Source organism: Dyella nitratireducens, from assembly GCF_014642835.1.
Taxonomy (GTDB): domain Bacteria; phylum Pseudomonadota; class Gammaproteobacteria; order Xanthomonadales; family Rhodanobacteraceae; genus Dyella_B; species Dyella_B nitratireducens.
Map to the genome: position 1 here is coordinate 153,880 of NZ_BMJA01000005.1, position 13,422 is coordinate 167,301.

The window sequence follows — 13,422 nt, forward strand, 5'->3', positions numbered from 1 at the left end:
ATGCCCAACGAAACACCTTACGCGCGCCTCACCCCCGACCTGGTGCTCGATGCCATCACCGCCTGTGGTTTATGGCCGGACGGTCGCCTGCTGGCATTGAACAGCTATGAAAACCGCGTATGGCAAGTCGGGCTGGAAGAGGCGCGGCCGGTGATCGCCAAGTTCTATCGCCCCGGACGTTGGAGCGATGCAGCCATCCTTGAAGAACACACATTTGCGCAGGAACTGGCCGATGCCGAATTGCCCGTCGTCGCACCACGGCCATTCGCGGGACGCACATTGCTGCATCACGATGGCTATCGCTACGCCTTGTCGCCGCGACATGGAGGCCGCGCACCGTCACTGGAATCGGCCGATCAACTGGAGTGGCTTGGACGCCTGATTGCGCGCATGCACACCGTAGGGGCACACGACAGTTTCACGCACCGTGGCCGCATCGATCGTGACACGTCAATCGCGCAACCGATGCAAGCAGTGCTGGCTTGCGCGCTGCTTCCGCCAGGCATGCACGATCGTTATCGCCAGGCCGTCGAACGCATCGATCGCTTGGTTGCCATGCGCTTCGAAGCGGTTGGCCCAGTACGCACGCTGCGTCTGCATGGCGACTGCCATCCCGGCAACGTGTTGTGGACCGATGAGGGCCCGCATTTCGTGGATCTCGACGATGCGCGCATGGGACCCGCCGTGCAGGATCTATGGATGCTGGCTCACGACGAACGCGCGATGGATGCGCTGCTGGAAGGCTATACCTCAATGCGTGACTTCGATCACGCTGAACTTGCTTTAATTCCTGCGCTGCGAGCCATGCGGCAAGTGCATTATGCTGGCTGGATCGCGGCGCGCTGGCACGATCCGGCGTTCCCAGCGGCGTTTCCGTTCGCCGCCGAACCACGCTGGTGGGAACAGCACATCACGGACCTGCATGAGCAGGCCGACGAATTCGAATAATTGTTTTTTCTTTGGGGTGTTGCATGCGTCAAATCCTGTTTCGCCTGATCGGTATCCTGGAAGTGGCCGGCGGTTTCTACGGCATGGTGCTGCTACTGCCAAGTCTGCTAGCGTTCGGGCCTTTGCGTACCGCCGCGATCGGGTTGATCGCTTTCGCGCTCTACGCCTTCGTGTTGGTGGCCGGCGTGCTGCTGCTGGAAAACAGCGAGCGCGGCATTCATCTATCCAGCATCGCGCAACTGCTGCAACTGCCGCTGCTCGGCACACCGATCTTCAGCTACGGCCTGCACTGTGGTGGCTACATCAATCTATACACCACGATCCACTTGCATCCGGAGTTGGCTTGGCATTTCGGCAGCCAAGGATTGCGATTGGCTTTTGGCGGACCGTCGGTATCGTATTTCGGGGTGAATTTGCTGGCGCTGTTGTCTTGGATGGTTCTCAAGTTGCGCTGAAGATCTTGCCGCTTTCGTAGGTTGGGATGCGAACCCCAACATGGCCAACCACCCAGGCATAGTGATGTTGGGGTTTTCACCCCAACCTACGCAACGTCCGTGGGTTACCGGGTATAACCCGCTATCATTAGCGGATGAATACCCCAGCCACGCTACCCGTTATCCACCTGAAATCCGACCGCACACCCGGCCATCCCTGGGTATGGTCGGCGCAAGTCCATAAGCCCGAATCGCGCATTCCGCCGGGCAGCGTGGTGGATGTGCTGGATGCGAAAGATCGCTTTGTGGGGCGCGGTTTCTGGAACGGCCATGCACGTATCGCACTGCGCCTGCTTACCAGCGATGCACACGAAACGATTGATGCAGGCTGGATCGCCTCGCGCATCAATCGTGCCGTTCAGTTGCGGCGTGAATTGCTGCAGCTCGACACCGTCACCGACGCCTGGCGCGTGGTGCACAGCGAAGGCGACGGGCTGTCCGGACTGATCGTGGACCGCTACGACGACATCCTGGTGGTGGAATATTTCGCCGCCGGCATGTGGAAGTTCCGCGACGTCATCCATGCCGAACTTCTGCGCCAGTTCCCTGGCGCACGGCTGTATTGGTTCTCCGAAAGCCACGTGCAGAAGCAGGAATCCTTCGATTGCCGGCAGACCGAAGCACCAGCGCCAGTGGAAGTGCATGAGCACGGGCTGCGCTTTCACGCAGCGCCTGGCTACGGACACAAGACCGGATTCTTTGCCGATCAGCGCGAAAACCGCCGCCGCTTTGCCGAGCTGGCGCGTGGCCGGCGCGTGCTTGATCTGTGCTGCAATGCCGGCGGTTTTGCCGTGCATGCCATGGCCGGCGGTGCGAGCGAAGCGGTCGGCGTGGATATGGATGCGGGCATTCTCGAGATCGCACGTGCCAATGCGGGGGCGAACGATCTCCCCATTCATTTCGAACAGGCCGATATCTTCGAATGGCTGCGCCAGGCGGTTGCTCGCGGCGAGCGTTACGATGCAGTGATTCTCGATCCTGCCAAGCTCACGCGTGATCGCACCAAGGTGATCGACGCGTTGAAGAAATATTTTGCGATGAATCGGCTGGCGCTGGATGTGATTCCGCCGGGCGGCTTGTTGCTTACCTGTTCTTGCACCGGCCTAGTCAGTGAGGCGGACTTCCTGGAGATGCTGCGCCGCGTAGCGCTCAATGCAGGACGCGAGATCCAGATTCTGGAAGTACGTGGCGCTGGCGCAGATCACCCGGTGCGCACCGATGTACCGGAAAGCCGGTACCTCAAGGCCGTGTTCTGCCGCGTGGATTGACGTAGGTTGGGGTGCAAACCCCAACATTACCGTGCCAATCAAGAGCACGATGTTGGGGTTTGCACCCCAACCTACGAGTTATCCAAGCCTACGCCACAGCAACATCAACACGTACGACAAGCCCAAAAACGCAGCCCACAACATCACGGCATTGCGCAAGACAAGCGCGTAGCCTAACTGCGACACGTCAATGAAGTGATACGGGTAGCGTCCCATGAACACGCCCCGCACCAGCACATAGACGAAATAGCCCACCGGGTACAAGCTCCACCAAAGTGGAGCCGTCCAACGCCATGGCACATGCTTCAATGCAATGACGCTATAGATCACGGCCAGCATCGGTACGACGTAATGCATGACGACATCCGCCAGCCGTTGCAGGCCTTGCGGATTCCACACGTGCCGCAGCAACACGAAATAGGCCATCCCCACAAAGGCGATGCTGGCCGTTATCCAGCCGACAGCCACCGGTTGCGCGAAGAAACGCCCCCACGCTGAAGAAGGCACCACCAGCGACAAGGTCATAGCCACGCCGACCAGCATATTGGTGAGCACCGTGAAATAGCCGAGGTAGATCGCCAATCCCTGCACGGCGCTCATTCCCATCGCATCGGTCAGCCGCAGCGAGAGGTACAGCTGCAGGGCGACACCAGACCAGGCGACAACGGCGATTAGCGCAGCCAGCGGCCGTGCCCTGACGGTCGATGCGCTCATGCAGGCTCCCTAAGCGTGAACAGACTTGCGTGGATACTACCTTGCCGGCCTGATCTCAGCGATTGATACGGCTGCGCGTAAACTGTGCGCCGATAGCCTTGGAATCGCCCATGCCACTGATCGATATTTCACTAGCCTTGCTTGTTGTCCTGCTTGTTTTGCAGGTGATCGTGCTGCTGCGCGGACGCGGCGATGCCGGCCTGCAGGCGCGCCTGGACAGCCTGAAAGACGACGTCCGCCATCTGCGCGAAGCCCTGGCCCAGGAGCAACGTGCCGGTCGTGGCGAGCTGACCCAGGCGCTGGTGCAGTTCGGTCAGCGCCTGGATGCGTTGACCGAGCGCACGGATACCGGTCTGCAGACGCTCTCGCAGCGGCTGATCGAGGAATCACGACGCGGTCGCGAAGAATTGGCAGCCACCCTCAGGCAACTCGGCGATCAGCAAAAGCAGCAACTTGGCACACTCACCGCCGATAACGAAAAACGCCTCGGTGAAGTGCGCACCACACTGGAAACCAAGCTCACCGCGATCCAGCAGGACAACGCCGCCAAGCTGGAGCAAATGCGCGCCACAGTGGACGAAAAGCTGCAATCCACGCTGGAAACGCGGTTGGGCCAATCGTTCAAGCTGGTGTCCGAGCGACTGGAAGCCGTGCAGCGCGGCCTAGGAGAAATGCAATCGCTGGCCAGCGGTGTGGGTGATCTCAAGCGCGTGCTGAGCAACGTGAAAACCCGCGGCATCCTGGGCGAAATGCAGCTCGCCGCGCTGCTGGAACAGATGCTCACGCCTGAGCAATACGCCGCCAATGTTGCGACGGCACCGGGCTCGGACGAGCGCGTGGAATTCGCTATTCGCCTGCCAGGTGGCGATCGCGATGATCAAGTGTGGCTACCCATCGATGCGAAATTCCCGCGCGAAGATTACGAGCGCCTGCTCGACGCACAACAGCAGGCAGACGTAGAAGCCGTGGAGCGCGCCGCCACGGCGCTGGAACGCCGCGTGCGCGACGAAGCCAAAACCATCCGCACCAAATACATTGCGCCACCCGCTACGACCGATTTCGCGATCCTCTTCCTGCCCACGGAAGGCTTGTACGCGGAAATCATCCGCCGCCCCGGGTTGTTCGATAATTTGCAACGCGAGCAGCGCGTGATCGTGGCCGGCCCGACCACGCTTGCTGCCATCCTCAATAGCCTGCAAATGGGTTTTCGCACACTGGCGATACAGAAGCGTAGCAGCGAAGTGTGGCAGCTGCTCGGCGCGGTGAAGAACGAGTTTGGCAAGTTTGGCGAGGTGCTGTCGATGGTGCGCAAGAAGCTGGACGAAGCCAGCAAGCACATCGACAAGACGGCGACACGTACGCGCGCGATTGAGCGCAAGTTGCGTGACGTGGAAACGTTACCAGGAGATCAGGCGCAGCAGTTGCTGGGCGAGTCCTTGAGTGGTGATGAAGAAGTCGTAGAGGATTAAGAATCACTCCCCACCGTCATTCCGGCGAAAGCCGGAATCCAGTTTGAATACGTTGTGCGAAGCACTCAATACAAAAAATATCGAGTCCTGCGAACGCATTATTTGAACTGGATTCCGGCCTTCGCCGGAATGACGGTGAGGCAGTGGCAAGCATTGCACTAGCCCAGCGCATGCTCTGCTGCTCGCTCAATCAACGCATCATCCGGCCGCACGCCCGTATACAGCACAAATTGCTCAACCGCCTGCAATACGATCACCTCAGCACCTGTCACTACCCGCTTGCCCACTGAACGAGCCAACTTGATCACCGGCGTTTCCGGCGGCAACGCCACCACGTCGAACACGGCTTTTGAGCGCTCAACGTCTTTGCGCTCGAACGCGAGCTGATCTTTCTCAGGCCCTTCCATGCCAATCGGCGTCACGTTGATCAAGAGATCCGCTTGCACGCCCGGCATATCGGGCACCCAACCAAAACCACTGGTCTGGGCCAGTGCCCGCCCCGTGGCTTCATTACGCGCCACGATATGCCCGTGCTTGAAGCCGGCATCACGAAACGCACAAGCCACCGCCTTCGCCATGCCGCCACTACCGCGCAAAGCCAGCAACATGTCGGTAGCAAGCCCATGCTGCTCGATCAGCTTGCGCACAGCGATGTAATCCGTGTTGTAGGCACGCAGATGCCCATCGTTATTGACGATGGTATTGATCGAAGCGATCGCCGCGGCCGAGTCGTCAATGCTGTCGACCAACGGGATACATGCCTCCTTGAACGGCATCGAGACCGCGCAACCACGAATGCCCAAAGCGCGAATGCCACCGATCGCGGCAGGAAGGTCGCGCGTGGTGAATGCCTTGTAGACATAGTTCAAGTCCAGCGCTTCATACAGATAATTCTGAAAGCGCGTGCCAAAGTTGCCCGGGCGGCCGGACAGGGACATGCAAAGCTGGGTGTCGCGATTGATGGATCGAGTCATATGTGGGTCCTGGTGGGGAGTCAGGGAGGCCCGGAACCCTAACATAGGGATGCTCTGATCCATTCTGTGTAGGCGTCACCGCTCCTGTCTGTCCACAGGGCACAGGACCATCGGCGAAGGCAGACTGGCCGTCTGTCGAGGCGATGGGCCGAAGCCCTGTGGACAGACAGAAGCGGCCCGAAGGGTGATGTCCAGAAGGCCCGCATGCTGCGCCGCGCGGCTTGGCAAGACGGCCAGTCTTCCCGGCGCCGCGCAACACATCCTGCGGGCCTTCTGGACATCATGCCGCCTGCACAGAATGGATCAGAGCATCCCTTGACGCGAGCGTTACACTTGGAGGCTCAAGTCCGCACCAAGGAAGCCGCATGAGCGAGCACGAGCCTACCGACGTCACCCGTGAACAAGCCGAAGAAGCGGTGCGCACCCTGCTGCGCTGGGCTGGCGAGGACCCGCAACGCGAAGGCCTGCTCGATACGCCACGCCGCGTCGTCAAAGCCTATCGTGACTGGTTCAGTGGTTATCTGGTCGATCCGGGCGAGTACTTGCGCCGCACCTTCGAAGAAGTGGCCGGTTACGACGAGATGGTGGTGCTGCGCGATATCGAATTCGAAAGCCATTGCGAACATCACATGGCGCCCATCATCGGCCGCGCACATGTGGGCTATCTGCCCACCAATCGTGTGGTGGGCATCAGCAAGCTGGCCCGCGTGGTGGATGCTTACGCGCGCCGCTTCCAAGTACAGGAAAAGATGACCGCCGAAATCGCGCGCTGCATCCAGGAAAATCTCCACCCGGCGGGCGTGGCTGTCGTGATCGACGCCAGCCATGAGTGCATGACCACTCGCGGCGTGCACAAGCGCGGCGTATCGATGGTCACCAGCCAGATGCTGGGCTCGTTCCGTGACGATGCACGTACGCGTGCGGAATTCCTGGATTTCATCGGCATCCAGGGCGGCCGCCGCTGATGCGCTTGAGCCCGTGGCTCCTCTTGTTGGCGCTACCTTTCGCCGTGCTTGCGCAAAATACGGCGACCGGCCTGTTCCAGGCCATGGACACCAATGGTGACGGCCGCATCAGCGAAGCCGAATACGTGGCCTACATGAGCCAGGGCTTCTACCGCCGGGATCTCAATCACGATGGCGTGCTGGAACCGGACGAACTACCCGGCGGACATGGCAAACCGGTGACACTCAAGGCATGGCAGGACAATCTGCGTCGTGAGTTCAATAAGCTGGATCGCAACCATGATGGGTATCTGAGCCCTCAGGAATTGATGCAGCCGCCACGGTGACGACCGCTGCGTGGGTTGGGGTGCAAACCGCAACATCGCCCTAGAACGCGACACCCGGATGTTGGGGTTTGCACCCCAACCTACAGCTGTTCCACGGGATTCTCCCTCACCCCAACGCTCTCCTCGAAGGGTGAGAGGGAGAAAAGTGAGCAGCCCGCGACATTTCCTCCACACCTCCAGCCCATGCCAAGCAACACGGCATCAGCTATCGTTGCGCCTTTGGCCCCATACATTCCGTGGCTATCCGCGCCCCTCGCATGGACTCTGCATCCCCCGCTCCCTCCTCCCGCCAAAAAGCAGCCTTCGCCTTCATCTTCGTGACGGTGATGCTGGACATGCTGGCCTTCGGCATCATCATTCCGGTGCTGCCGCACCTGATCGTGGAATTGATCGGCGGCAGCATGGCGCAGGCAGCCGTGTGGGTGGGCGCGATCAGCACCATGTTCATGCTGATGCAGTTCATCTTCTCGCCGGTGCAAGGCACGTTGTCGGATCGGTTCGGCCGCCGCACGGTGATCCTGATTTCCAGCTTCGGCCTGGGCGTGGATTTCATCGTCATCGCGCTGGCACCCACGGTGTGGCTGCTGTTCGTGGGGCGCTTGGTATCCGGCATCTGTGCAGCGAGCTTCTCCACCGCCAATGCCTATATCGCCGACATCGTGCCGAGGGAAAAGCGCGCCGCCGCTTACGGCGCGCTCGGTGCCGCGTTTGCCATCGGCTTCATCACGGGACCTGCGCTGGGCGGACTGCTTGGCCATATCAGCATCCGTCTACCGTTCTGGGTGGCGGCAGGGTTGTCGCTGATCAACTTCTGCTACGGCTTCTTCGTGCTGCCGGAGTCGCTGCCAGCTGAGCGTCGCAGCAAACGCTTCGATTGGAGCCATGCCAATCCGTTCGGTGCGCTGGTGTTACTGCGTCGCTATCCGCAAGTCTTCGCGCTGGCCTCGGTGTACTTCCTGATCAACCTGGCCCAGTTCTCGCTCAACTCCACCTATGTGCTCTACGCCGATTACCGCTATGGCTGGGGCACTCAGGCGGTGGGATACACACTCGCCTTCGTTGGGCTCTGCAGCGGGATCGTGCAGGCGGTGCTGGTGCGTCGCCTGATGCCGAAACTCGGAGAGCGGCGCATGATCATGATCGGCCTGCCGCTGTGCGTGGTCGGCTATCTGTTCTTCGGTTTTTCTTCCGTGGGATGGATGTTCCTGGTGGGCATTCCGTTCCTGTGCCTGGGTGGTCTCTCAGGACCGCCTGCACAAGCATTGATGACACAGCAGGTGGACCCACACGAACAAGGACGCTTGCAAGGCGCGCTAAGCAGCCTGGCCAGCCTGGCCGGCATCTTCGGGCCGGCCCTGTTCGCCAACCTATTTGGGCTCTTCATCAGCGACCACGCGCCCGTGCACCTGCCAGGCATCGCCTTCCTGCTGGCAGCACTGCTACTCGCGGCAGCCACCGTTCTTGCCGACTACGCCATTCGCCATATTCATCTTGCGCAGCCAGCAGACCAGCAAACACCCCCGTCACTGCATGGCGAACTTTCGCCCATCGCTGACGTGGTTACTCACGATCACCTCCCCCATCATCAGCAGGAGTCATCCCCATGAGTCTCTCGATGTACCAAGCGTCCGTACCGCTGTTCGTGCGCGCACTGACCAACCTGAACCACGTGCTCAAACTCGGCGAAAAGCACGCCAAGGAAAAAAGCGTGGAAGGTTCGGTGATACTGCAAACCCGCCTCATCGCCGACATGCTGCCACTGGTCAAGCAGGTGCAGATCGCCACCGACATGGCCAAGAACGGCACGGCCCGCCTGGCCGGCGTCGATCCGCTGAAATTCGAAGACAACGAAACCTCGTTCGATGAGCTGTACTCACGCATCGAGCGCGCGATTGATTACATCAAGAGCTTCAAGCCGGAGCAGGTCGACGGTAGCGAAACGCGCGCCATCACGCTGAAGACGCGCAACGGTGAGCAGCATTTCGAAGGCGAGGCTTACTTGTTGCACTACGTGATTCCCAATCTGTTCTTCCACTGCACCACGGCGTACGCCATCTTGCGTGAGGCCGGGACGAATATTGGGAAGCAGGATTTTATTGGCAAGGCGTAATCCCCTCTTTTTGCGAGCAGGGCGACGCTTTCGCCCTGCTCGATACCTCCGAGCTGTCGCCCCGCTTTCGACACGCTGATTGATCCTGCCTTGATCGAAGTCCGCTCTCGTACGCGTACGTACTGCATTGCACGCATCAGCGTCATTGCTCGACTTCCATCGCTTTGAAGTCATATCTCACATCAAATTAAGCGCTTTCCGATTGTTACAAAGTCGTTGTCAGCTAATTTGATCTCTGCGGTTCGCAAAGAACATCTTGCCTCAAGGAGCTGAACCGTACACACGCGACCGTCGCAGCTAAGCCATGCGTCATGGCTCGGCGGCGACCTTCGCACTTTGTCATCTGCCGCTTGTTGTACCGCTAAACGATGGACGGCGATTCCAGGGAGAGATCATTTTGAAAGCAGGAAATACTTTTCATTATTCATTGCTGGCGTTGGCGTGTGCCGCCGCTTTGGCAAGCACGAGCGTATGTGCTCAAGACAATTCAACAGGTTCAAATGCCACCAGCTCAAAGAAACTTGAAGCCGTTACCGTCACGGGCTCCTTAATCCCGCAGACTGAAGTTGAAACATTCACACCGACAACCACCATCACCTCTCAGGAACTCAAATCCAGGGGTTTTTCGTCGGTCGCTGATGCACTTCAGCAAATGACGTTCTCCACCGGCAGCATTCAGAACTCACAGACGACCAACACCTTCACGCCTGGCGCAAAAACCCTAAGCTTGTTTGGCCTTCCGGTTGGCTACGTGAAGTACCTGATCGATGGACGCCCGATGTCGAGCTTCTCGGCGCTCTACAACAGCACTGACGTCTTCACCAACCTCAATACCATCCCGACCGACCTTGTTGACCACATCGACATCCTTCCCGGTGGTCAATCCACCTTATATGGCTCGGACGCCATTGCGGGCGTCGTCAACATTGTGATGAAGAAGAAGGTCGACGCTCCGATTGTTGACGTGCGCTACGGCTGGGATCAGCAAGGTGGCGGCGCAAATCGTCACATCAGCTTCGCCGATGGTTTCAGTTTCGATAAGTTCAACCTCATGGTCGGCGCGCAGTTTGAAGATACACAGCCGATATGGTCCAGGGACCGCGCGATGACGTCACACTTCTTCGAAAACGGCACATCCCCCGCAACGGCGAGCCGTGACTACCTCGTGTACAACAGTGATACGAGCAACAACTATTTGATGATGGACCCTAACCACTGCGCATTGACCACCGGTCAATTCAACGGCACCGAAGGTCCACGCAATCGAGCACGATTTGGCGAATACTGTGGCTCGTTCTACTCCCCCGGCCAATCCACGCTATCGAACGGAAGTAAAACAGCGAATGTCTATGCTCACGCGACATTTGATGTGAACGATAACGTTCAACTGTACAGCGATGTCATGCTGAACTTCGATCGCGAGAAATACAGCCCAGGGTCATCGGTTCTTTGGTGGGGAACCTCATCGAAGTACGGCTATATCTACGACCCGAACCTCGACGACTTCGTGAATTTACAGAAGGCTTTCAGCCCCGAAGAGGCTGGCGGGTTTCAGAACATCATGTACAAGACCTACGAACGCAACTACACGTTTACGCTCGGTGCCAAGGGTGCGCTCGGCGCCTCCAACTGGGAATATGACGCATTTGCCATGCACACGGAGGACAAACTGAACGAAATGAACTTCGCTCGCTTCACCGAGCCGATGGAAACCTTTTTCGCCAACCGCGTGCTTGGCTCCGATCTCGGGCCGGATCCCTATGGCTTTGGTTTCAGCACTTTCACGCCGAATTACGCAGCATTCTATACACCCATTTCCAACGCCGACTTCCAGAGCTTCACCGGCTATACCTCCACGCAAAGCAAAACTTGGCAAAACATTGGACGCGTCACTCTGACCAATCCATCACTGTTCCAGATGCCTGGCGGGGATGCTGGTGTTGCCTTCCTTCTGGAAGGTGGCAACGAAGGTTGGGACTACTCACCTGATCCTCGCCTTTTGAGCAGTGATGTATGGGGTACTTCGGCCGTGCAAGGTGCGGGCCATCGCTCCCGTTACGCCCTCGCAACCGAATGGAGACTGCCGCTGCTACCGCAGCTAACATTGAGCGCCTCGGCTCGCTACGATGCATTCAATGTCGCCGGGTCTACAGTGAGCAAGCCTACTTACAACGCAGGTCTCGAGTATCGCCCGTTCGACACGCTGCTACTGCGTGCACGCTATGGCACGTCTTTCAAGGCCCCCACGCTGGCAGATGAGTTCCAGGGTGAAAGCACCGCCTATATAACACCCACCGATTATTACAACTGCGCGAAATTGGGTTTCGACACAGCTGTTGCTCCGATTTCGTGTCCAGCGAAGTACAACGGAGCCTCTGTGGTAGCCGTGCAATCGGGTAATCGTGCCTTGAAACCGATTTCTGCCAGTAACTGGAGCGCTGGCCTGGTGTTTTCACCAGTGTCGCGAATGGCCGTGTCAATGGACTTCTATCACTGGAACGTCAAGGATGAAGTCAATGTCCAGGATCCCGATCAAATTCTGCTGCAAGAAGCGGCCTGTCGACTTGGACAACTTGATATCAATTCGCCCAGCTGCTCAGCCGCCATCAGTCAGGTCACGCGTAATGCAGCGGGTGACATCACCCAGATTGTCACCCCCAAAATCAACGTGTCGAACGAAGTGCTCGACGCAATCAGCGCGGGCTTCAATTATTCGTTCGGCATTGGTCGCTTCGGTGAATTGAATACGAACGTGGCCTATACCAATATCCTGTTGCATAAGCAGCAGATGTACGCAGGTGACCCCTATATTGACCTGCTGCGTTCGCCGTACTACAGCACAGACTTCAAAACCAAGTTGAATGCCTCGCTGACGTGGAAACTAGATGATTGGAGTGCCACTCTATACGCAACCCGCTATGGCAAGTCGCCCAACTATCTGTCAACCCTGGACCTTGCTACCCCGTACCAAAAACCTGGAGAGGGTTCGCTGCCGTCGTGGGTTATCTACAACGCCAGCGTTTCCTATAGCCCGATCTCCAACCTGAAACTGTCCTTCGTCGTTGACAACCTGTTCAACACGATGCCGCCCACGGACAACAGCTATCCAGGTACGTCGGCCGCGCCGTACAACCAGAGCAACTACAATGTATTCGGGCGCACGTTCTTCTTGGAAGCCAACTACACGTTCGGCAAGTAAACGCATATTGCTCGTTTTTGAGCCCTGCATTCCCTTGCAGGGCTTTTTTTTGCACGTTTAACCACATTCCATCCACACGATGTCGCATTGAATCGACTGCACCACGCCCCCAAACAAAGGGAAATCAACAAAGCTTGCAAGGGATTACCACCGTGACCAACCCAACTCGCTTAAAAATCGACTTCGTCTCCGACGTCGTCTGCCCCTGGTGCGCCATTGGCCTCAAATCGTTGGAGCAAGCGCTTCAGCGGCTGGATGGCGAAGTGGTGGCCGAGCTGCATTTCCAGCCGTTTGAGCTGAATCCGCAGATGGTTCCGGAAGGCGAGAACGTGGCCGAGCATCTGGCGCACAAGTACGGCAGCACGCCGGAGCAGATGACGAAGAACCAGGAAGGCATCCGTCAGCGCGGGGCGAGCCTGGGCTTTGTGTTCGACATGGACAAGCGCAGCCGCATCTACAACACCTTCGATGCGCATCGGCTGCTGCATTGGGCTGAGCTGGAAGGCAAGCAACCGGCGCTGAAGTTGGCCTTGCTGGAGGCGTATTTCACCAAGGGCGAGAACGTCAGTTCGCATGAGGTGCTTGCGCGGGTCGCGGGCGAAGTTGGGCTGGACACCGCGGAAGCACGCAAGGTGCTGGCGCAGAACCGTTATGCGGATGAGGTGCGCCAGCAGGAGCAGTTCTTTCAGTCACAAGGTATCCGGGCGGTGCCTTCCGTGATCATCAACGGCAAGTATCTGGTCCAGGGTGGGCAGCCGCCGGAAGTGTTTGAGCAGACGCTGCGGCAGGTGGCGGCGGAAGGTTGAACCACCCGAACTTGTAAACAGACCTCAGGCACGTGGCCCCGGCGAAAGCCGGGGTCCAGCGACTTTGTAGGACAATCAAGGCACTGGGCTCCGGCTTTCGCTGGGGTGACGTGGATAATGCGAGCCTTCTCGATCCGCATGGAAGCGTA

At 58.5% G+C, this 13,422-nt stretch carries 12 protein-coding genes; 10 read left to right on the top strand and 2 right to left on the bottom strand.

All coding sequences use genetic code 11. The features are described from left to right. The 3 genes from IEX75_RS21030 to IEX75_RS21040 all read left to right on the top strand — a co-directional run bounded on the left by IEX75_RS21030 (position 1) and on the right by IEX75_RS21040 (position 2,710). The gene (locus IEX75_RS21030; protein WP_188797780.1) at positions 1–948 is read left to right on the top strand and encodes a serine/threonine protein kinase; all 948 of its coding nucleotides are present in this window, start codon (positions 1–3) and stop codon (positions 946–948) included. Positions 949–971: 23 nt separating this feature from the next. Then, a complete protein-coding gene (locus IEX75_RS21035) occupies positions 972–1,403 on the top strand; it encodes a hypothetical protein (RefSeq protein ID WP_188797449.1) in 432 nt (143 codons plus the stop codon). Positions 1,404–1,537: 134 nt separating this feature from the next. Beyond that, positions 1,538–2,710, top strand: coding sequence for a class I SAM-dependent rRNA methyltransferase (locus tag IEX75_RS21040; RefSeq protein WP_188797450.1), 1,173 nt, complete (start codon positions 1,538–1,540; stop codon positions 2,708–2,710). A gap of 78 nt (positions 2,711–2,788) precedes the next feature. Here the strand turns inward: IEX75_RS21040 and IEX75_RS21045 are convergent, their stop codons facing one another. After that, on the bottom strand, positions 2,789–3,424 hold the full coding sequence (locus tag IEX75_RS21045; protein ID WP_188797452.1) for a Pr6Pr family membrane protein: 636 nt from the start codon (positions 3,422–3,424) through the stop codon (positions 2,789–2,791). Between the two features lie 110 nt (positions 3,425–3,534). Between IEX75_RS21045 and IEX75_RS21050 the strand changes: the two genes are divergently transcribed. After that, positions 3,535–4,893, top strand: a complete 1,359-nt coding sequence (locus IEX75_RS21050) for a DNA recombination protein RmuC (protein WP_188797454.1) — start codon at positions 3,535–3,537, stop codon at positions 4,891–4,893. Between the two features lie 158 nt (positions 4,894–5,051). Here IEX75_RS21050 and IEX75_RS21055 read toward each other — a convergent pair whose 3' ends face one another. Beyond that, complete coding sequence (locus IEX75_RS21055; protein ID WP_188797455.1) at positions 5,052–5,867, bottom strand: shikimate 5-dehydrogenase; 816 nt, start codon at positions 5,865–5,867, stop codon at positions 5,052–5,054. Positions 5,868–6,232: 365 nt separating this feature from the next. Between IEX75_RS21055 and folE the strand changes: the two genes are divergently transcribed. The 6 genes from folE to IEX75_RS21085 all read left to right on the top strand — a co-directional run bounded on the left by folE (position 6,233) and on the right by IEX75_RS21085 (position 13,273). Further along, the gene (gene folE / locus IEX75_RS21060; protein WP_188797457.1) at positions 6,233–6,832 is read left to right on the top strand and encodes a GTP cyclohydrolase I FolE; all 600 of its coding nucleotides are present in this window, start codon (positions 6,233–6,235) and stop codon (positions 6,830–6,832) included. Beyond that, positions 6,832–7,158, top strand: a complete 327-nt coding sequence (locus tag IEX75_RS21065) for an EF-hand domain-containing protein (RefSeq protein WP_188797459.1) — start codon at positions 6,832–6,834, stop codon at positions 7,156–7,158. The genes folE and IEX75_RS21065 overlap by 1 nt, the downstream gene beginning before the upstream one ends. Before the next feature lie 257 nt (positions 7,159–7,415). Continuing rightward, positions 7,416–8,765 carry a TCR/Tet family MFS transporter gene (locus IEX75_RS21070; RefSeq protein ID WP_188797461.1) on the top strand — a complete coding sequence of 450 codons (1,350 nt, stop codon included), beginning with the start codon at positions 7,416–7,418 and terminating at the stop codon, positions 8,763–8,765. Further along, the gene (locus tag IEX75_RS21075) at positions 8,762–9,268 is read left to right on the top strand and encodes a DUF1993 domain-containing protein (protein WP_188797463.1); all 507 of its coding nucleotides are present in this window, start codon (positions 8,762–8,764) and stop codon (positions 9,266–9,268) included. Before IEX75_RS21070 ends, IEX75_RS21075 begins: the two co-directional genes overlap by 4 nt. 304 nt (positions 9,269–9,572) lie before the next feature. After that, positions 9,573–12,467, top strand: a complete 2,895-nt coding sequence (locus IEX75_RS21080; RefSeq protein ID WP_188797465.1) for a TonB-dependent receptor plug domain-containing protein — start codon at positions 9,573–9,575, stop codon at positions 12,465–12,467. Between the two features lie 152 nt (positions 12,468–12,619). Then, a complete protein-coding gene (locus IEX75_RS21085) occupies positions 12,620–13,273 on the top strand; it encodes a DsbA family oxidoreductase (RefSeq protein ID WP_188797467.1) in 654 nt (217 codons plus the stop codon). Positions 13,274–13,422: the final 149 nt, after the last annotated feature.

Excerpts from the sequence above, each read along its gene's own strand:
- IEX75_RS21030 (WP_188797780.1), top strand. The coding sequence starts at position 1 with ATGCCCAACGAAACACCTTACGCGCGCCTCACCCCCGACCTGGTGCTC.
- IEX75_RS21035 (WP_188797449.1), top strand. The coding sequence starts at position 972 with ATGCGTCAAATCCTGTTTCGCCTGATCGGTATCCTGGAAGTGGCCGGC.
- IEX75_RS21040 (WP_188797450.1), top strand. The coding sequence starts at position 1,538 with ATGAATACCCCAGCCACGCTACCCGTTATCCACCTGAAATCCGACCGC.
- IEX75_RS21045 (WP_188797452.1), bottom strand. The coding sequence starts at position 3,424 with ATGAGCGCATCGACCGTCAGGGCACGGCCGCTGGCTGCGCTAATCGCC.
- IEX75_RS21050 (WP_188797454.1), top strand. The coding sequence starts at position 3,535 with ATGCCACTGATCGATATTTCACTAGCCTTGCTTGTTGTCCTGCTTGTT.
- IEX75_RS21055 (WP_188797455.1), bottom strand. The coding sequence starts at position 5,867 with ATGACTCGATCCATCAATCGCGACACCCAGCTTTGCATGTCCCTGTCC.
- folE (WP_188797457.1), top strand. The coding sequence starts at position 6,233 with ATGAGCGAGCACGAGCCTACCGACGTCACCCGTGAACAAGCCGAAGAA.
- IEX75_RS21065 (WP_188797459.1), top strand. The coding sequence starts at position 6,832 with ATGCGCTTGAGCCCGTGGCTCCTCTTGTTGGCGCTACCTTTCGCCGTG.
- IEX75_RS21070 (WP_188797461.1), top strand. The coding sequence starts at position 7,416 with ATGGACTCTGCATCCCCCGCTCCCTCCTCCCGCCAAAAAGCAGCCTTC.
- IEX75_RS21075 (WP_188797463.1), top strand. The coding sequence starts at position 8,762 with ATGAGTCTCTCGATGTACCAAGCGTCCGTACCGCTGTTCGTGCGCGCA.
- IEX75_RS21080 (WP_188797465.1), top strand. The coding sequence starts at position 9,573 with ATGCGTCATGGCTCGGCGGCGACCTTCGCACTTTGTCATCTGCCGCTT.